The following is a 17,590-nucleotide window of genomic DNA, read 5'->3' on the forward strand; positions in this document are numbered from 1 at the left end:
GCCCTAGCCGAGATCGGCCGAACGCACGACGGCGATGCCCGCCTCGCGCTGCTGCTTCAATTCCGCCTTCAGCCTGGCCGGATCGCGCGCAAACAGAAAGCCGAAGCTTACCCCGCCCTCCTTGCCGATCGTGGCATGGTGGAGCTTGTGCGCCTGCACGAGCCGCTTGGCATAGCCGCGCTTGGGCACCCAGCGGAAATAACGCTGATGTACCAGCCCGTCATGGATCAGCGTGTAGATGATCCCGTAGCCAAGGATGCCCACGCCAATCCAGGTGGCCGGCAACCATGCCGCCTCGCCAGCGACCAGCGGACTGCCCCACATGAACATCGAAATGCTCATTACCGCGCCAACCACGCCGTAAAGATCGTTCTTCTCGAAAGTCTTGTCGTGCGGCTCATGGTGGTCGCGATGCCAAGCCCAGCCAAAGCCGTGCATGATGTATTTGTGGCTCGACCAGGCGACGAATTCCATCGCCAGGATGGTGGCGACAACAATCAAGAGAGGAATAGCGATTTCCATACTCCAGTGGATATAGGCGATTATGCTTCGGGGAAAAAGAACCCGCGCAAATGCTCGCCGATCTTGGCGGGGCGCAATGTCTGCGCATCGATGCAGCACCAGCTCGATTTGACTTCGGCCAGAACTTCCTCGCCGCGCCGGATCACCGTATGATAAAATGCACGTGCGCCCTGGAAATGTTCGAGCACGGTTTGCGCAATCACATCGTCTTCAAGGAACGCCGGCTTGCGATAGGTGATTTCGTGCTTCAGCGCGACCCAGGCCTTGCTCGCGACGTCGTCGGCCGGTGCCAGCTTGCGCCAGTGGGCCAGCACTGCATCCTGCACCCAAATAAGATAGCGCGCGTTGTTCACATGCCCCATGAAATCGATATCTTCGGGCAGAACTTTGATCGGAAAGGCAAAAGGCGTTGCTGACATGGGTGTCAGTTAGACATGAAAATCTTTCCTTTCCATGACTATCGATTTCTTGGACCCTAATCGCCTTGCCAGTGTTGCTTCTGTGCCGCTAATCGACCCGCACAAGGGAACAGGAAAGCCATGGCCAGCAAACCGCGCACACTCTACGAAAAGATCTGGGACGCCCATGTTGTGGAGACCCGCGATGACGGGACTTCGCTGATCTATATCGATCGCCACCTCGTCCATGAAGTGACCAGCCCGCAGGCCTTCGAGGCACTGCGCCTTGCCGGGCGCAAGGTCCGCCGCCCTGACCTGACGCTGGCCGTGCCCGATCACAACCTGCCCACCACCGCTCGCCTCGACGCCAGTGGCAATCGCATTCCGATCGCGGACCCGCAAAGCGCGCAGCAGCTGGCCGCACTTGAGGCCAACGCTCCCGCATTCGGCATCCGCTATATCGACGCGACCGCCGCGGCGCAGGGGATTGTCCATGTGGTGGGCCCTGAACAGGGATTCTCGCTGCCGGGCACGACTATCGTCTGCGGCGATTTGCACACCGCCAGCCATGGCGGGATCGGCGCGCTCGCATTCGGTCTTGGCACGAGCGAGGTCGAGCACGTCCTGGCGACCCAAACATTGCTGTTGAAGCAATCGAAATCGATGGAAGTGCGGGTCACAGGCGAGCTTGGCCCGGGCGTCACTGCGAAGGACCTGATCCTGCACATTATTGGCACGATCGGCACCGCTGGCGGCACCGGCCACGTAATCGAATACCGTGGCCGCGTGTTTGAAGCAATGAGCGTCGAAGAACGGCTGACGGTCTGCAACATGAGCATCGAGGCAGGCGCGCGCGCAGGCCTGATCGCATCTGACGAAACCGTGTTCCGCTACCTGAAAGGGCGCCCGCTCGCACCCAAGGGGGCGGAATGGGATGCAGCCCTGGCCTATTGGAAGACCCTGCATAGCGACGAAGGCGCGGTGTTCGACAAAACGGTCACTATCGATGCCAGCGCGGTCGAACCGACGGTGACATGGGGTACCAGCCCGGAAGACACAGTCGCGATCGGTGGCGTGGTGCCCGATCCGGCGAGTTTCGCCGACCCCTCGAAACAGGCCGCGGCCAAGAAAAGCCTTGAATACATGGGGCTCACTCCCGGCCAGCGGGTCCAGGACATCACGGTCGAGAATATCTTCATCGGCAGCTGCACCAACAGCCGGATCGAGGATCTGCGCGCCGCCGCAGCAGTGCTGAAAGGCCGCAAGAAGGCGGGTAACGTTAAGTGGGCGATCGTCGTGCCCGGCTCCGGCCTTGTGAAGGCGCAGGCCGAGGAAGAAGGGCTGGACCAAATCTTCCTGGAGGCCGGGTTCGAATGGCGCGAGCCGGGCTGCTCGGCCTGCCTCGGCATGAACCCTGACAAGGTGCCGCCGGGCGAACGCTGCGCATCGACCAGCAACCGCAACTTCGTGGGGCGGCAGGGCCCCGGCGCACGCACCCACCTTGTGTCGCCTGCGATGGCTGCTGCCGCTGCTGTCACGGGACACCTCGCTGACGTGCGTCGACTCACCTGATCCGGCCTTGCCCCTGTCCCCCGCGAACACCATAGAGATAACATGACCAAATCGAACAAGACCAAGGCCGCCATCGGCGCTGCAGCAATCGGTTCCGCCGCGATTGCTGCGGCTCTGCTTTATGCCAACAAGCGCAAGAAGAAGGACGAGCCGCAGCCGGTCGTCCCTTCGGGCGAGAAGCCGGAGACTGATTGATGAAGCCTGTTCGTGAAGTGCATGGCCGCGCCTATCCGTTCGGCGCGAAGAACGTCGATACCGATGTGATCATCTCCGCCGAATGGCTCAAGACGATCACGCGCGAGGGTCTGGGCCGCGGCGCTTTTGAAAGTGTCCGCGCGCAGGAAGGCAATGTCTTTGACGATCCACGCTATTCCGGCTCGCCGATCCTCATCGCGGGCGACAATTTCGGGTGCGGATCGAGCCGCGAACATGCGGCATGGGCGCTGGGTGACATGGGCGTGAAAGCGGTGATCGCCCCCAGCTTCTCCGACATATTTTCCGGCAACGCCTTCAAGAACGGCATCCTCACTGTCGCTTTGCCGCAGGAAGCCGTCAACCGGCTGCTTCAAGTGGCAGAGAGTGACGAGATCACCATCGACCTTGAAAGCCAGACGGTGACCACGCCGTTCCAGGATCGCTTCACTTTCGAAATCGATCCTTTTCGTAAACATTGCCTGCTGAACGGGCTCGACGAAATCGGCCTCACGCTGGCACGCGACGAAGCGATTGGCGCCTTCGAGCAACGCCGCAGCGCTGCCATGCCGTGGATCGAGCGAGGGACGGAGATTGCCGCATGAAAGCCCTGCGTAGCCACACTGTTGGCGGCCCTGAAACGCTGACGCTCGACGAAATCGACGTACCGGTTCCAGGCAAGGGCGAAGTGCTGGTCGATGTCAAAGCCTGCGCAATCAACTTCCCCGATACGCTGATCATCCGTGACCTTTACCAGTTCAAGCCGCCCCGCCCCTTTGCGCCCGGCGGCGAAATCGCGGGTGTGATCGAAGCGGTCGGTGAAGGCGTCGAAGGCTTCAAGGTCGGGGACAAGATCATGGCCGGGATCGGCAATGGCGGCCTCGCTGAAAAGGTGATCGTCCCGGCAGGGCGGATGTTCCCGATCCCTGACGGGGTGCCGTTCGAGAAGGCCGCAAGCCTGCTGATGACTTATGGCACCACGATCCATGGCCTGAAGGATCGCGGGCATATCAAGGCGGGTGACACGGTGCTCGTGCTGGGCGCAGCAGGCGGGGTTGGCCTGTCGGCTGTCGAACTGGCCAAGGCTTTCGGTGCGCGGGTTGTCGCCGCTGTCTCTAGCGAGGAAAAAGGCGAGATCGCGCGACAGGCGGGCGCCGACGAGGTCGTGATTTATCCCAGGGAAGCGATGGACAAGGAAGCGTCCAAAGAGCTTGCCAATGCCTTCAAGGCAGCCTGCGGCCCCGAAGGCGCCAACATCGTCTATGACATTGTCGGTGGGCAATATTCCGAACCCGCGCTGCGTGCGATCGCGTGGGAAGGCAAGTTCCTGGTGGTGGGTTTCCCCGCCGGGATTGCCAAGATGCCGCTCAACCTGACCCTGCTCAAAAGCTGCGACATTGCCGGCGTGTTCTGGGGCGCCTTTACCGCGCGCGAGCCGGTCAAGTTCCGCCAGCAGGTTGAAGAGCTGTTCCAGTTGATGAAGGACGGCAAGATCGATCCGCTTGTCTCGGAGACGTTCCCGCTCGAGCGGGGCGGCGAGGCGATCGCCAAGCTGGAAAGCCGGCAGGCCGTGGGCAAGCTGGTCGTCACGATGGACTGACGCGGCTTGCCGCACGCGCAAGGCAATCCTATTTCCACTACGACTCACATCCCGAGGGGACCGTATCAATGACCGATTTCAGGGACCGCGAACGCGGCGAAGAAGCCAAGTTCGCATTCGACGAGGAAAATGCGTTCAAGATCGCCGCCCGGCGTAACCGGCTGCTGGGCGAATGGGCCGCAGGACTGATGGGCCTGACCGAAGAGGAAACCGACGCCTACAAGAAGGCGGTGGTGCAGGCCGATTTCGAGGAAGCGGGCGATGAAGACGTTATCCGCAAGCTGCTGGGTGACCTGACCGCAGCCGGTTGTGACGTCAGCGAGGCCGACATCCGTGCCAAGCTTGAAGAAAAATCGATCGAAGCGCGCCGTCAACTCATGAGCGGAAGCTGATCCTATGCCCATGTCTGCCGCCGAAATCGAAGGAATGATCACTGCCGCGCTACCCGGCGCGGTGGTCGAAATGACCGATCTGGCCGGCGACAATGACCATTGGGCCGCAAAAGTTACCGCTCCGCAATTCGCAGGCAAGAGTCGGGTCCAGCAGCACAAGCTGGTCTATGAAGCGCTTGGCGGGCGAATGGGCGGCGTGCTCCATGCCTTGCAACTGACCACCGCGGTCCCCACCTCCGACTAAGCGATTTTACCAAGTCAGGTTGAAACACCATGTCCGACGTCAATGACCGTATTTCTGCCATCGTGAACGACAACGATGTCGTCCTGTTCATGAAGGGCACTCCGCTTTTCCCGCAATGCGGCTTTTCCAGCCGCGCCGTGGCGATCCTCGACCATTGCGGCATCGCCTATGAAGGCGTCGATGTGCTGCAGGACATGGAAGTCCGGCAGGGGATCAAGGCCTTTTCCGACTGGCCGACCATTCCGCAGCTCTATGTGAAGGGCGAATTCATTGGCGGCAGCGACATCATGATGGAGATGTTCGAAGCTGGCGAATTGCAGCAGCTGCTCGACGAAAAGCAAGTGGCCAAAGCGTCCTGATTTCCGCGCGCCATGACCGGCGTGGCGACAGGCAAGAATTCCAAACAAAAAAGCCGCCCCGGGGGTACCAGTGGGGCGGCTTTCTCGTATCGGGGAGGCGTGCCGGGAGACCAGTGGCGTTGCCTCTTTATCGAAGACTTGTTCGGTGCCTCGTGCTTTGCACATCCCGTGCCAGTTCTGCAAAGTTGCGCTTTTGCGCGGCTTTCGATGGTTAATGCACGAGAAACCCCATCCGGCAGTGTCAAGTTTTCCGACAGCGCAACACATTTGGTGATTGGCAATCCGGTTTGGCCCCGTCCATAAGTTCGGCAATGGCAAGCTCTCCCGATACATCTCCTGACGGCATACCTGCTGCGACAGTCATCATCTTCCGCAACGGCGCGGAGGCAGGTCCGCCGGAAATCCTGATGACGATCCGTTCGCGTGAAATGGTATTCGCAGGCGGAATGGCGGTGTTTCCCGGCGGAAGGGTTGATCCTGCCGATTTCGAATTGGGCGCGCGCCTCGGCGGCCCGCTCGATCCCGACGAGGCTGCGCACCAGGTCGCGGTGGTGCGCGAGACGCTGGAAGAGACCGGCCTTGCGATCGGCCTTGCCGGGGATATCGACGCAGCCAAGGCGCAGGCGGCGCGCGTGTTTCTGCAGGAAACGGGCGAACTGGCGCCCGTGCTTGAACACTTCGGGTGGGAGCTCGACCTTCAACAGCTCACGCCTTTCGCGCGCTGGTTTCCCAAGAACGAACGCATCCCGCGGGTTTATGACACACGCTTCTACCTCGCCAATCTGGGCACCGGTGCGGTCGAAATCGAAGCCGACCTGTCTGAAAACACCCATCTGTTCTGGACCACCGCACAAGGAGCGCTCGAGGCTGCCGAGCGCGGCGAGATCAAGGTGATCTTCCCGACCCGCCGGAATCTTGAGCGGTTAGCCCTGTTCGGCAGCTTCGCGGCGGCCAAGGCACAGGCGGAAGCTATTCCGGTGCGCACTATCACACCCGTCATGGAGGAGATCGGCGGCAAGACCTGGCTCAATATCGGCGAAGACCTGGGCTATCCGGTAACGGGCGAACCGCTCGACCGGGTACTGCGGGGCTAAACCCCTTTGGAATGTCGGGCGACCGCGCTCCCGTAGGAGCCACATCTGCCATCTGCCACCCCTGCGGGGTAGCTGATGGCTGGCGCGCCCGGCAGGACTCGAACCTGCTGCCTCAAGATTAGAAGTCTCGCGCTCTATCCAGATGAGCTACGGGCGCGCGCCGGTGCACGCATTAGCGCGCTTTCGCGTTCGTTCAAATGCCGTTAGGCAGTGCAGCGATGGATAATTCGAGAACCCCAGTGGTGACCAGCCACGCGCCGCAAAGCTTCCGCTATTACGACCTGGTGATGGCGGGATTCGTCGCGATCCTGCTGCTGTCCAACCTGATCGGCGCCAGCAAGCCCAGCTATATCCCGTTGCCGAACGGGGAAACCTGGATCTTCGGCGCGGGCGTTTTGTTCTTTCCGATCAGCTACATCATCGGTGACGTCCTGACCGAAGTTTACGGTTATGCGCGCGCGCGGCGGGTGATCTGGACGGGCTTTGCCGCCCTGTTGTTCATGGCCTTCATGGCGTGGGTCGTCGTTTCGTTGCCACCCGCCGAAGGTTGGCCGTTCCAGAGCGATTACGAGAATGTGTTCGGCAACAGCTGGCGCATCGTCCTTGCATCGATGACCGCGTTCTGGGTCGGCGAATTCGCCAATTCCTATGTGTTGGCGAAGATGAAGGTGTGGACCAGCGGACGGTTCCTGTGGATGCGCACAATTGGTTCAACCGTAGTCGGACAGGGTCTCGACAGCCTGATCTTTTATCCGCTCGCGTTCTGGGGCCTGGCCGGTTGGCCGCCTGAAACCCTGGTCCAGGTTGTGATTTCGCAATGGCTAATCAAGACCGCGTGGGAAGCGCTGCTGACGCCGGTCACGTATCTCGTGGTTGGCAAGTTGAAGAAAGCAGAAGGGGTCGATCTCTACGATACCGAGACCGACTTCTCGCCCTTTGCATCGACCAGCCGGGACGGTTAGCAGCAGCGGCTATTTCGCGAAGTCGAATGGCGCATCCCCTGCGCCGTCAGACCAGACCGTGTCGTCCGGCACGATCTCGACTGCGGGCTCCAGCTTCAGTCGCTCCGCCAGCAGGGCCAGGTCTTTCTCGACCGGTATTCCGTAAAGGTCACGGTGGCTTTCCTGCAGCCGCAGGACTAGCCGATCGCCGTCACGCAGCAAGCGACTGACCTGGAAAGACTTGCGCGAGCGCGCGCCTACCCGCCGCGCCAGCCGGATAGCGAGGCCCCAGCAGAACGCCTCTTCCAGCGCCTCCGGAGAAGCAAGCTTGCTGACCGACTTGGGCAGGCTCAGCTGGTTGCCATTGGCGGCAACGGTCGCTGCCAATTGCGCGCGGCCCACGGGATCGAGTGCGATCCAGCGCTTGTGCAGCGCCCAATCGATCGCCAGTGGAATCCTGAGGTTGGGCTCGATCTGGATCGAGGCCAGCGCCAGCATGGTTGCGGCCAATCGTACCCGCTCGCTTCCGGCCGCACCGGTCGGCACCGCTTCGACCGTCCAGCCCGCGATCCGGGCGGCAAGCTGCGGCGGCGCCCCGCGATGGCTCACGAAATGCGACATCCCGGCAAGCAGCGGGTCCTGCGCCATCTGATGCGGCGCGAGGCGGCTGTAAAGCAGCCCTTCCCTGAGGCCCCATGACGAGAACACGATCCTTGTGGGCGCCAGCGTCTTGATCAATGCCTGGAGCAGCACGGCGGCCTCAGGCAGGACCGTAGCGCGCGTGGCAGTCAAACGGGGGATCTTGGCCAGCGTGTCGCCCGAAACGCGGGCAACGCGCCGCGCCAGAAGGGACGCTTCCTTCGCATCCAGTTCAAAACCGTGCGGATCGGACAGCGGATATTTGCGCTCCTCCATCGCGTAGACGGCGAGAGCTCGCCAGGTCCCCCCGACCAGATACAGCGGCGCATCGATGCGGCTGGTCCAGCCGCCCCTCTTTATCGCCTGGCCAAGCCGTTTGCGCATCGCGGCGGGATCGTCTTCGCCGTCATGGCGATATTCCCCCAGCCGCAAGGTCCCCAGCGGCAGCGAAGTCGCGGTATCGCTCTGCCCGCCCACGATGTGGACCAATTCCAGGCTTCCGCCGCCAAGGTCCGCCACCACACCCTCCGCACCGGGAAAGGCCCCGATCACGCCGCTGGCGCTGACCGTCGCCTCTTCCTCGCCCGACAGCAGGCGGGGTTCGAAACCAAGGCCGCGCACCTGCTCCAGGAATTCTGGCCCGTTCTCGGCATCGCGCGCAGCGGCAGTGGCGACTGTTTCGACATCGTCAACGCCCAGGTCTTCGAGCAGCAAGGCAAAGCGCCGCAGTCCGCGCATGGCCAGATCGATCGAATCTTCCGCCAGCCGCCCGGTGGTCGCGATCTCCTTGCCGAGTTGTGCCACGACCTTTTCATTGAGCACCACCACCGGTGCGCGCATTGTGCCGCCGTAAACCACCAGGCGCACCGAATTCGAACCGATGTCGATGATGGCGCGTTCGGCGATATTGCCTGAGAAGCTGCCCGCCCTGTCCCCCCTGCGACGTGCGATCATGCAGCGCGCCCCTTGCGCAGCGACAATTTCGGCACAGCGTCTGGATCGAGCGCTTCCCCGCGCCCCGAAAGCGACGGGTTGGTCATGAAATAATGGTGGCAGTTGAACGACCGGTCTTCCGAAACGACGCGAGAATAGCCGCCATCGGCCCTGAGCAACCAGCTCTGCTCTGTATCGAGCATGTTGGCGAGCAGCACTTGCTGCAGCACCTGGTCATGCACGGTGCGATTGCGGATCGGGATGAATATCTCCACCCGGCGATCGAGATTGCGTTCCATCAAGTCGGCCGAGGAGATGTAGACCTTGGCCGCGCTGCTGGGCATCGGCTCGCCATTGGCAAAGGCATAGATCCGGCCATGTTCCAGGAAGCGCCCGATGATCGATTTGACGCGGATATTGTCGCTCACGCCCTCGACACCGGGCTTGAGGCAGCAAATCCCGCGGACGACCAGTTCGATCTCGACCCCGGCTTGGCTTGCTTCATAGAGCTTGTCGATCACCGCCTGGTCGGTGATCTGGTTGCACTTCGCCCAGATCGCAGCCGGCCTGCCAGCCCGCGCATTGGCGATTTCGCGGTCGACTGCGGCGTTGAATTCGTCACGCAGGTTAAGCGGCGAGATCACCAGCGCTTCCGTGCTGCGCGGTTCGACATAGCCGCTGACGAAATTGAACAGCTTGGCCGCGTCGCGTCCGAATTCAGGAGCGGCGGTAAAGAAGCTGAGATCGGTGTAGGTGCGCGCGGTAACCGGGTGATAATTGCCGGTGCCGAAATGGCAGTAAGTGCGGAAGCCGTCTTCCTCGCGGCGCACCACCATCGCCACCTTGGCATGCGTCTTCCAGTCGACGAAGCCATAGATCACCTGCACCCCGGCCCGCTCCAGCTGCGAAGCCCACATCAGGTTCTGTTCTTCGTCAAAGCGGGCCTTGATCTCGACCACGGCGGTGACCGACTTGCCCGCCTCCGCCGCGGCAATCAGCGCACTGATGATGGCTGACTGGTTTCCGGCGCGATACAACGTCTGCTTGATTGCCACGACATCGGGATCGCTCGCGGCCTGGCGCAGGAAATCGACCACCACCTCGAAACTCTCATAGGGGTGATGGATCACGATGTCCTTTTCGCGGATCGCGGCAAAACAGTCGCCATCATGCTCGCGAATCCGCTCAGGATAGCGCGGCGTATAGCTTGGGAATTTCAGGTCAGGACGATCGATCGCAACGATCTCGCCCAGGCTCTCGAAGCCGATCACACCACTGCTTTTCAGGACCAGCGCATCGCTGATCCCCAACTGTTCAAGCAGGATCTGCTCGGCCACAGGATCGAAGTCATGTTCCAGCTCAAGCTGGATCACGGTGCCGCGGCGGCGGCGCTGGATTGCGCTGCGGAAGGTGCGCACCAGGTCTTCGGCTTCTTCCTCGATCTCGATATCGCTGTCGCGCAGCACGCGGAACAGCCCGTCCCCTTCGATCGTGAAGCCGGGGAAGATGTGGTCGGCAAAGCGGCAGATCAGATTGGTAATGCTGATGTAGATGTCCTCATCGCCTGGCACCCGCACGAACCGCGGCAGGGCGGAGGGGATCAGGATCATCTCGATAACCTGCTCCCGGTCGGCATCGCGGGTCAGCGTGAACAGCAGGCCCATCCCGCCATTGGCTACAAACGGGAACGGATGCGCGGGATCCAGCGCCTGAGGGGTGATGACAGGCAGGATTTCCTCGAGGAAATAGCGCTGCATCCAGGCCAGTGCCTCCGGCCTGACCAGGTCCCCGTCGCCGACATGGATGCCGGTTTCGCCCAGCAAGTCGTGCAGTTCCTCCCAGACGTCTTGCTGGCGCTGCGAAAGCTCGGCGACCCGCTCACGGACCGCGAGCAGTTGCTGTGACGGCGTACGCCCATCGATCGACAGGCGATCGATCCCGCGCTGCACCTGCCCGGCCAGCCCGGCCACACGGATCATCACGAATTCATCGAGGTTGCTGCCGGAGATGGCGAGAAAACGCAGCCGTTCAAGCAGCGGATAGTTCGCGTTCGATGCCTCAGCGAGGACGCGCTCGTTGAAGGCCAGCCAGCTGAGCTCGCGGTTGAAATAGAGCTCGTCCGGCGCTCGCAGTGCGGATGCTATCAGGTCGGTGGCGGGTTGGCTGCTCATGATCCGATCGGCACTCTACTATGTGCCTGCGATAATGTCGAAAAGGATGATCCGGGCTCAAACCAGTGAACGGCTTTCAGCGATTTCTGTGATGCCGCGCCGCCCTTCCCCATCGCGGCCGAGCTGGACGATCACATCGATGACCGAGGCGGCATACTGGATCGTATCCGTGCGCGACAGGCCGATGCCGGTCTGCATCACCATCAGCGCCAGTTGCTCCAGCGCGCCGCGCAGGCTGTTGGCATGGATAGTCGAGAAGCTGCCCGGGTGGCCGGTGTTGATCGCGCGCAGGAAGCTGACGCTTTCCGCCCCGCGCAATTCGCCCAGCACGATGCGATCGGGCCTTAGGCGCAATGCCGCCTGCAGCAGTTCGTTGGCCGTCACCTTGGCTTCGCCCAACTCGCCCTTCACCGCAACCAGGCCGACACCGTTGGCGCCGGGCAGCTTCAGTTCGGGGGTATCCTCGACCAGCACCACGCGCTCGCTCTTGGGGATTTCCTGTAGCATCGCGTTGAGGAACGTCGTCTTGCCCGTACTGGTGCCGCCGGAAATCAGGATGGTCCGGCGCTGGCGGATCGCATCGCGCAGGAAGGCGATCGGTTCCGCCTGCGGATCGGGCAGGTCGGGCGCTTCCGGCTTTGCCAGCGGACCGGCGTCATAGGCGTCAAGCGGCAGGTCGAGCCGCCGGTGCCGCCGGATCGCCATCGCCCAATGCTTGCGCGCGGCGGGCGGTCCGCAGAACTGGATACGCGCGCCATCGGGCAAGGTCGCGCCAAGGAGGGGATGTTCGCGGTTGATCCCCTGGTGGCTGACGCGGGCGACCTGTTCGGCCAGGCGCTTGACCAGCGCATCGTCAATCTCGGGCGTCTCGATCCGCTGCATGCAGGGGCTCGCGGCGTCTTCGATCCAGACTTCGCCGGGCCGATTGATCATGATTTCCGTCACGCTGTCCCGATCAAGCCAGCGGCGGAACGGCGCGAGATAGGCGTCGAGATAGACGCTGCGTTCGCCGTGGATCTGGCCCTCTGCCGGAAGCGGATGGATTTCCGCGCTCATCCCGCAACCCGTGAGAAATCGAGATCGCGCGCGGTGAACACGCGGATCGGCTCGCCCTGGCGCACGCGGATGGTTGGGCCGACCTTGCCGTCCTGCTCCACCGCCGCCGCAGCGGCCGAACTGCCACCACCGAGCACTACCGAGGCGCCGCCAGAGGCAATCGCTGCCAGCCCGTCAACAACCGACAGCACGAGGGCCGAACCGAAACGCTGGAAGAAGTTGGACTTCACCTGCCCCTGCAAACCCGTTGTTCCGTCGAATGCGACTGCAGGGGACGCGAGGTCGACCGATGCGCCATCGGGCCGGATCAGCCGGGTCCAGATGACATAGGCCCGCTTCTGTCCGCCTTGCAGGCCGGACTGGTACTGCCCGACCAGGCGCGAGCTGCGCGGCACCAGCACGCGGGTGCCGTCAAAGCTGCGCACATCCTCGCTCACCACTGCGCGCACGAAACCAGGCACGTCGGTATCGATCGCAGTTTCAAGGATCGCGGGGATCAGCGTTCCCTGCGTTACCGTGGTCGAAGGGTTGCTCATCGCCCGCGCCTGTGCCGGCGCGCCGCCGACCCCGCCGATCCGGCTGGCAAAATCGCTGGCCGCATTGGTCCCGGCACTAGCAGCCGCGGGGGCACCGGCGGTCGCGGTTGGCGCGGCAATCTCGGCAGACTGCACTGCCGCGCTGGCATCGAACACCACAGTCGGACTGGCATAGGGATTGGTGGCCGGCATGGGAGCAGCCACTTGCCCTTCATTGATCGGCATCGGCGAAACGACAGGCTCAGCGAGTGCTTCCTGAGCTGCTACTGGCGCAGGCAAGACAACCGGCCCTGCCGGCACTGGCACCGGTGCAGGCACGGCGGCAACCTGCGCCGGCTCTTCCAGCCGCGCGGAATTCATCGCCCAGAAGGCCACGGCACCCAGCCCTGTAACGATCGCGACCCCGGCCAGCAGGCCGAGCGTGTCGGACTTGTTCTGGCGATGCGCCACGACCGGATAGGCGGTGCGGCTGGCGAGATCGATAATCTCGGCCGATTCCTGCTCGCGCGGGTCCTGGTTTCGCGACTTGTCGTCCTTTGCGGGTATCCGGTTCGAGAGTCGCATCAGTTCGCCTCCTTCGCCGCGCGTTCAGCCTGCGCCAGCGCGCGGTCGTCACGCAGCGGCGATGCCACCCTCTCAGGGCCGGTATTGACCAGCAGTGCGGCTTCGTCACCCGATCGCAGCACGATCTCGCGCGGCACGCCCTGCACTACGATGGTGTCGCCGCGCACGGTGAAGTTCACCGGCCCTTCAGTGCCATCGGTATCCTTGACGAGGATGGCGGGCACCGATCGGTCTGATGGCCAGCTGAGGAAGGTCGCCAGTCCATCGTCGAAGGCGCGGACCGGGAACAGAGCTGCATCACCGGTCTTCTCCCAGGCGAAATTGAGCGCGGTAGGGTCTACCACCGCATAGGGATCCGTTGCCGCCGCCATTTCGGCCGCATTGGCCGTTTCGCGTTCGGCATCCTCGCTCGGCGGCGGTTTGGGATAGGTAAAGCTCAGCACATAAACCGGGCGGCTGCGCGGGCTCGCGACCAGATCGAACAGATAGGTCCGCTGGCTGGTGACGACCGTCATATTGGTGGCAGCCGTGGGGGAAAGCGGCTTTACGAACAACAGGTTGGCGCGCTTGTTTGGAGTCACTTGCCAGCTTTGCGAATCCCCGATCGCGACGTTTTCGATCACTTCGTCATCGCCGAACATGATCGTCGCCTGCACCTTGGCGCGGCCGTCGATGCGGACGACTTCCGCCGGATTGTAAAGCCGTTCGACAAGGCGCGGGTCTTCGGCGGAAGCAGGTAGCGCGATAGCGGCAGATAGCGCGAGTGTAGTCGCAAATAGTGCGGCGCGGATCATGATGTAATCTCCGAAGGGCGCGCCAATGCGCGCGATTGCACCGGGCGGAAACGATTGCCGATTCCGCGGGTGCGTGAAGGCCCGGCTTGAGCGACAGCGGCGTTGCCGGATGCGGCAGAGGTCGCATAGACACGCGTTTGCCGCACGCGGCTGTCCGATCCGGTCGATCCGGCGTCGTTGGCTGGCGTTGCGGCAGCGACATCGACGCGGCGCGTCCCGCCCGCGGCCGCGGCAGCAGCGTAGCGCGGATCGGGTTGCCGCATTGCAGGTGGTGCCGCAGTCTCGCTCGAACCCACCGCGCGATCGCCCGCACCCGGCGCCATGCCGAACACCTGCCAGCCGGCGACCATGGTCCCGGCAACCTTCAGCACCATGAACATCAGCGCGGCGTGCACTGCCCCGACCAGGAAGAACGCCATGGCCGCGCGCGGGTCAATCTGCCCCGGGGATTCCACCAGCGCAGCCAGCACTGGCACCGCCAGTTCCAGCATGATGGTGCCGCCCAGCACTGCGAAGAGCGGGGTCAGGCCAAGCAAGACCAGACCCTTCAGCCAGCCGGTGAAGAGGCCGCGTGTCCCGTTGAACAGCGCCATGACGACGAAGATCGGGCCAAGCGCCACCAGCAAGGCGAGGGCGATGCGCGAGGTCACCAATACGCCCACCGTGCCAAGCAGCAGCATTACCGCACCCAGCCACATCAGCCCGGCGGGTGAAAAGGCCTCGAAATTCTGCTGTCCCTGGCTGGCCTGCTGGACCGCCGCGAAGACCACGTCGAGCTTTTCGGCAAAAACGCGGGTGGCCGAACCGTCGCTATCAGTCAGCAAGGTCGCGAGATAGTCGGGTGTCTCAACGAAGACCGGCCAGATGAAACTGCGGAAGGCGACCCAGCTGGTCGAAAAGGCCAGCACCAGCCCGACAGTGATCATACGCGGCAACAGCGCGCGGACGCTGAGGCTTGACCGCCCCAACATCAGGCTGATCGCAAAGAAGGAAACATACAGCGTCAGCATGATGACAAGCGCAGTCTCCAGCGCCCCACCGGGCGCGAAAATCTTGCCGAAGGCGCTCGCCGCGCCATCCTGCGCGATGCAATCGACCGCCTGCAGCGCCGCTGCGATGCCTCCGCCCATTTCGGACAGGGCGCTGTCGCACACCGTCGTCATTCCGCCGCCTGCCAGATCGGCAACTCGCCATAGGCGTCGCGGTCCGAATGGCCGGGCCAGACGCGCCCGGTCAGCGGCGGGAACCAGTCGGCCGGATCATCGCCTACCGCCGCGCGCAGCATATCCAGCCGCCGCACAGTGCCTTCGCGACCAGACAGGATGGTGAGCACCTCGGGCGCCCCTGATAGGTCGAGCCGCACCACGACGCTGGCGTCGGGCTGGCGAACCAGGAAGCAGCGGCTGTGTGCGGGGAGCGACTTGATCAGCGCGAATTCATGTTCGGTCAGTCCGAATCCATCGCAATAATCCTCTGGCCGCGCGCGCGAATTGGGCATGAAGATCATCGTCGCAGTCTGTTCGACCAGCGCCGCCGAGATGCGGCTTTCCAGCGCATCACGCGCGCTTTGCGTCGCGAAACCGACCAGCGCGTTGCGTTTGCGCAGCGTCTTCAGCCAGTCGCGGATGCGTGCGGCAAAAACCTCGTCATCCAGCGCCTTCCAGCCCTCATCGATCAGGATCATAGTCGGCTGGCCATCGAGCCGCTCCTCGATCCGGTGAAAGAGGTACATCATGGTGGGCGTGCGCAGCCGCGGGTTTTCCAGCAGCGCGGTCATATCGAAGCCGAGCACGCGCCGCTCAAGGTCAAGCTCGTCACGTTCGTTATCGAACAGCCAGGCGTGTTCACCGGTGTTGATCCAGGCCGAGAGCCGATCCGCAAGGTCGCCGGGCTCCGGCCGCCGTGCACCGGCCAGCAGCTCGCGGAAATGGCGCAGGCGGCGCAGGCCCGCATCGTTTTCGTAAGCCGCATCCACTGCGGTCGAAATCACCGCGAGTTCTTCCGGGCCCTCAGCTGACAGCAGCACACCCAGCCAGTCGCGCAGGAAAGCGCGATTGGCGGCGGTGTCTGGCAGGGCAAGCGGGTTGAACCCGGTCGGTTCGCCCGCGCTGATCCGGTCATAACGCCCGCCGATACCGCGAATGAACAGTTCCGCCCCGCGATCCTTGTCGAACAGGATCGTGCGCGGCGCGAATTTCTGCGCCTGCGCGGCGAGGAAGTTCATGACCACGGTCTTGCCCGAGCCCGACGGGCCGATCACGGAGAAATTGCCCAAATCGCCATGGTGGAAGTTGAAGAAGAACGGCGTTGCGCTGGTCGTCTGCAGCAAGGTAACGGCATCACCCCAGTGATTGCCGCTGGCGCGTCCCAATGCAAAGCCATGCATCGATCCGAAGCTTGCCATATTGGCGCTGGAGATCAGTGCGCGGCGTACGACGTAGCGCTCGTTTCCGGGAAATTGCGCCCAGAAACCGGGCTCTAGATTGATGTCTTCGCGCACTGCAATGGCGCCGGTGTCAGCCAGGGCGGCGGCGCAAGAGGCTGTCGCCTCGTCGAGCCGGGCAAGATTGCTTTCGCGTACCAGCACCGTCAGGTGGTGATCGCCGAAGCCGACCGCACCATTGCCCAGCGCATCGCGCGCGCCCAGCATGTCCGCACGCTCGGCCGCGGCTTCCTCGTCGACCGAGCGCAGGCGCCGCAGCGCCAGGTCGATCCGCTCCTTCGCTGTGGTCCGCTCTGCCGGGGCATAACTTTCCGTCACAATCATTTCGAACGGCTGGCGCAGCAGGCCGTCGAGCAGCCCAGGCGAGGTCGCCTCCGGATAATCCTTGAGCCCAAGCAGCGCGGCGAATTCGGGCGCGCCCGAACCGCGCAGTTCCATCGCATCAAGGCCGAAGCTGGCGCGGCGATAGGGCAGCATCTGCCCGATATCGGTATCATCGGCGGGGCGCCGCACCGGGCGCATCTCGCCATTGTAGAGCGCAGACAGCAGCTCGAGGATCTCCGAATTGGTCCCGCTGATACCTTGGTATTCGCCCAGCACCTGCGCGCCATAGGCCTGGAGCGAGGCGACCAGCCCGGTCACCGCCGCCTTGAGCGTGCGCACGTCCTTCGGATCGGCTTCGATCTCGCCGCCCTTGCTGCGGCCCAGCAGCCGCGCCGCGCGTTCGGCGAGGCCTGCCCTGCCCCGTGCCGGACGGCGGATCAGCGTAATGAACTGGTCGTTGACGAACAGCGAACCGCCCGCCAGCCGCTCTTTCCATCGCGCATCGATGTGGCGGCACAGCGGATCGTCGAAATCGGCTTCTAGCTCGACTTCGACCCGGCGGCGGATGACGTGATGATAGAGCACGAAGCGCGAATCGAGCGTGGAGCGCAGCACCACTTCGCGGGTGGCGGCATGCGCGTTCAGGCTATCCGAATCCTCGGTTTCGAACAGCAGGCCGGGCACCTGGATCGCGGTCATCACCGACCCGTCGCGCAGCAGCAACGTGCTTTCGTCGATCAGCCGCAGATAGGGCAGCCGATCGCCCGCGCGGGCTTCCTTTTCGCGCCAGGCAGCCGCTCCGAACCATTTGCTCAT

Annotated in this window: 18 protein-coding genes and 1 tRNA gene; 9 read left to right on the forward strand and 10 right to left on the reverse strand. The window is 63.3% G+C overall.

What is annotated here, in order from left to right; all coding sequences use genetic code 11:
* Positions 1–3 precede the first annotated feature (3 nt).
* Positions 4–522: a sterol desaturase family protein gene (locus G6N82_RS04310; RefSeq protein WP_165194064.1), complete on the reverse strand. Its 519-nt coding sequence runs from the start codon at positions 520–522 to the stop codon at positions 4–6.
* A 20-nt stretch (positions 523–542) separates the two neighbouring features.
* On the reverse strand, positions 543–941 hold the full coding sequence (locus G6N82_RS04315; protein ID WP_165194066.1) for a thioesterase family protein: 399 nt from the start codon (positions 939–941) through the stop codon (positions 543–545).
* 120 nt (positions 942–1,061) lie between these two features.
* Between G6N82_RS04315 and leuC the strand changes: the two genes are divergently transcribed.
* From leuC to G6N82_RS04355, 8 genes are all read left to right on the forward strand, one after another.
* Entirely contained in the window at positions 1,062–2,492 is a 1,431-nt protein-coding gene (gene leuC / locus G6N82_RS04320) for a 3-isopropylmalate dehydratase large subunit (RefSeq protein ID WP_165194068.1), read from the forward strand.
* Between the two features lie 42 nt (positions 2,493–2,534).
* Positions 2,535–2,687, forward strand: a complete 153-nt coding sequence (locus G6N82_RS04325; RefSeq protein WP_165194071.1) for an isopropylmalate isomerase — start codon at positions 2,535–2,537, stop codon at positions 2,685–2,687.
* Positions 2,687–3,289, forward strand: coding sequence for a 3-isopropylmalate dehydratase small subunit (leuD, locus tag G6N82_RS04330; RefSeq protein WP_165194073.1), 603 nt, complete (start codon positions 2,687–2,689; stop codon positions 3,287–3,289). The genes G6N82_RS04325 and leuD overlap by 1 nt, the downstream gene beginning before the upstream one ends.
* Positions 3,286–4,284 (forward strand): NADPH:quinone oxidoreductase family protein, encoded by a 999-nt coding sequence (locus G6N82_RS04335; protein WP_165194076.1) that lies wholly within the window; start codon positions 3,286–3,288, stop codon positions 4,282–4,284. The genes leuD and G6N82_RS04335 overlap by 4 nt, the downstream gene beginning before the upstream one ends.
* A 68-nt stretch (positions 4,285–4,352) precedes the next feature.
* Positions 4,353–4,676: a DUF1476 domain-containing protein gene (locus G6N82_RS04340; protein WP_165194078.1), complete on the forward strand. Its 324-nt coding sequence runs from the start codon at positions 4,353–4,355 to the stop codon at positions 4,674–4,676.
* Positions 4,677–4,680: 4 nt separating this feature from the next.
* Positions 4,681–4,920: a BolA family transcriptional regulator gene (locus G6N82_RS04345; RefSeq protein ID WP_165194081.1), complete on the forward strand. Its 240-nt coding sequence runs from the start codon at positions 4,681–4,683 to the stop codon at positions 4,918–4,920.
* 29 nt (positions 4,921–4,949) lie between these two features.
* Complete coding sequence (grxD, locus tag G6N82_RS04350) at positions 4,950–5,279, forward strand: Grx4 family monothiol glutaredoxin (protein WP_165194085.1); 330 nt, start codon at positions 4,950–4,952, stop codon at positions 5,277–5,279.
* A 311-nt stretch (positions 5,280–5,590) separates the two neighbouring features.
* Positions 5,591–6,373, forward strand: a complete 783-nt coding sequence (locus tag G6N82_RS04355) for an NUDIX domain-containing protein (protein ID WP_165194087.1) — start codon at positions 5,591–5,593, stop codon at positions 6,371–6,373.
* A gap of 80 nt (positions 6,374–6,453) precedes the next feature.
* Here the strand turns inward: G6N82_RS04355 and G6N82_RS04360 are convergent.
* Positions 6,454–6,530 (reverse strand) — tRNA-Arg (locus tag G6N82_RS04360).
* A 61-nt stretch (positions 6,531–6,591) separates the two neighbouring features.
* Here G6N82_RS04360 and G6N82_RS04365 point away from each other — a divergent pair.
* Positions 6,592–7,335: a queuosine precursor transporter gene (locus G6N82_RS04365; protein WP_165194090.1), complete on the forward strand. Its 744-nt coding sequence runs from the start codon at positions 6,592–6,594 to the stop codon at positions 7,333–7,335.
* Between the two features lie 9 nt (positions 7,336–7,344).
* Here G6N82_RS04365 and G6N82_RS04370 read toward each other — a convergent pair whose 3' ends face one another.
* From G6N82_RS04370 to G6N82_RS04400, 7 genes are read right to left on the reverse strand one after another with little or no spacing between them, the layout of a single operon-like run.
* Complete coding sequence (locus tag G6N82_RS04370) at positions 7,345–8,907, reverse strand: Ppx/GppA family phosphatase (RefSeq protein ID WP_165194092.1); 1,563 nt, start codon at positions 8,905–8,907, stop codon at positions 7,345–7,347.
* Complete coding sequence (locus G6N82_RS04375) at positions 8,904–11,057, reverse strand: RNA degradosome polyphosphate kinase (RefSeq protein ID WP_165194094.1); 2,154 nt, start codon at positions 11,055–11,057, stop codon at positions 8,904–8,906. Before G6N82_RS04375 ends, G6N82_RS04370 begins: the two co-directional genes overlap by 4 nt.
* Before the next feature lie 57 nt (positions 11,058–11,114).
* Complete coding sequence (virB11, locus tag G6N82_RS04380; protein WP_165194096.1) at positions 11,115–12,113, reverse strand: P-type DNA transfer ATPase VirB11; 999 nt, start codon at positions 12,111–12,113, stop codon at positions 11,115–11,117.
* Positions 12,110–13,213, reverse strand: coding sequence for a TrbI/VirB10 family protein (locus tag G6N82_RS04385; protein ID WP_165194098.1), 1,104 nt, complete (start codon positions 13,211–13,213; stop codon positions 12,110–12,112). Before G6N82_RS04385 ends, virB11 begins: the two co-directional genes overlap by 4 nt.
* A complete protein-coding gene (locus G6N82_RS04390; protein ID WP_165194100.1) occupies positions 13,213–14,007 on the reverse strand; it encodes a TrbG/VirB9 family P-type conjugative transfer protein in 795 nt (264 codons plus the stop codon). Before G6N82_RS04390 ends, G6N82_RS04385 begins: the two co-directional genes overlap by 1 nt.
* Positions 14,004–15,170 carry a type IV secretion system protein gene (locus G6N82_RS04395; protein WP_165194102.1) on the reverse strand — a complete coding sequence of 389 codons (1,167 nt, stop codon included), beginning with the start codon at positions 15,168–15,170 and terminating at the stop codon, positions 14,004–14,006. Before G6N82_RS04395 ends, G6N82_RS04390 begins: the two co-directional genes overlap by 4 nt.
* On the reverse strand, positions 15,167–17,590 hold the full coding sequence (locus tag G6N82_RS04400) for a VirB4 family type IV secretion/conjugal transfer ATPase (protein ID WP_165194104.1): 2,424 nt from the start codon (positions 17,588–17,590) through the stop codon (positions 15,167–15,169). The genes G6N82_RS04395 and G6N82_RS04400 overlap by 4 nt, the downstream gene beginning before the upstream one ends.

The organism is Altererythrobacter sp. BO-6, assembly GCF_011047315.1.
Lineage (GTDB): Bacteria > Pseudomonadota > Alphaproteobacteria > Sphingomonadales > Sphingomonadaceae > Erythrobacter.

What these genes read in the sequence shown, in the direction of transcription:
- G6N82_RS04310 (WP_165194064.1), bottom strand. Translation starts at nt 522, where the DNA reads ATGGAAATCGCTATTCCTCTCTTGATTGTTGTCGCCACCATCCTGGCG.
- G6N82_RS04315 (WP_165194066.1), bottom strand. Translation starts at nt 941, where the DNA reads ATGTCAGCAACGCCTTTTGCCTTTCCGATCAAAGTTCTGCCCGAAGAT.
- leuC (WP_165194068.1), top strand. Translation starts at nt 1,062, where the DNA reads ATGGCCAGCAAACCGCGCACACTCTACGAAAAGATCTGGGACGCCCAT.
- G6N82_RS04325 (WP_165194071.1), top strand. Translation starts at nt 2,535, where the DNA reads ATGACCAAATCGAACAAGACCAAGGCCGCCATCGGCGCTGCAGCAATC.
- leuD (WP_165194073.1), top strand. Translation starts at nt 2,687, where the DNA reads ATGAAGCCTGTTCGTGAAGTGCATGGCCGCGCCTATCCGTTCGGCGCG.
- G6N82_RS04335 (WP_165194076.1), top strand. Translation starts at nt 3,286, where the DNA reads ATGAAAGCCCTGCGTAGCCACACTGTTGGCGGCCCTGAAACGCTGACG.
- G6N82_RS04340 (WP_165194078.1), top strand. Translation starts at nt 4,353, where the DNA reads ATGACCGATTTCAGGGACCGCGAACGCGGCGAAGAAGCCAAGTTCGCA.
- G6N82_RS04345 (WP_165194081.1), top strand. Translation starts at nt 4,681, where the DNA reads ATGCCCATGTCTGCCGCCGAAATCGAAGGAATGATCACTGCCGCGCTA.
- grxD (WP_165194085.1), top strand. Translation starts at nt 4,950, where the DNA reads ATGTCCGACGTCAATGACCGTATTTCTGCCATCGTGAACGACAACGAT.
- G6N82_RS04355 (WP_165194087.1), top strand. Translation starts at nt 5,591, where the DNA reads ATGGCAAGCTCTCCCGATACATCTCCTGACGGCATACCTGCTGCGACA.
- G6N82_RS04365 (WP_165194090.1), top strand. Translation starts at nt 6,592, where the DNA reads ATGGATAATTCGAGAACCCCAGTGGTGACCAGCCACGCGCCGCAAAGC.
- G6N82_RS04370 (WP_165194092.1), bottom strand. Translation starts at nt 8,907, where the DNA reads ATGATCGCACGTCGCAGGGGGGACAGGGCGGGCAGCTTCTCAGGCAAT.
- G6N82_RS04375 (WP_165194094.1), bottom strand. Translation starts at nt 11,057, where the DNA reads ATGAGCAGCCAACCCGCCACCGACCTGATAGCATCCGCACTGCGAGCG.
- virB11 (WP_165194096.1), bottom strand. Translation starts at nt 12,113, where the DNA reads ATGAGCGCGGAAATCCATCCGCTTCCGGCAGAGGGCCAGATCCACGGC.
- G6N82_RS04385 (WP_165194098.1), bottom strand. Translation starts at nt 13,213, where the DNA reads ATGCGACTCTCGAACCGGATACCCGCAAAGGACGACAAGTCGCGAAAC.
- G6N82_RS04390 (WP_165194100.1), bottom strand. Translation starts at nt 14,007, where the DNA reads ATGATCCGCGCCGCACTATTTGCGACTACACTCGCGCTATCTGCCGCT.
- G6N82_RS04395 (WP_165194102.1), bottom strand. Translation starts at nt 15,170, where the DNA reads ATGACGACGGTGTGCGACAGCGCCCTGTCCGAAATGGGCGGAGGCATC.
- G6N82_RS04400 (WP_165194104.1), bottom strand. Translation starts at nt 17,590, where the DNA reads ATGAGCAAATGGTTCGGAGCGGCTGCCTGGCGCGAAAAGGAAGCCCGC.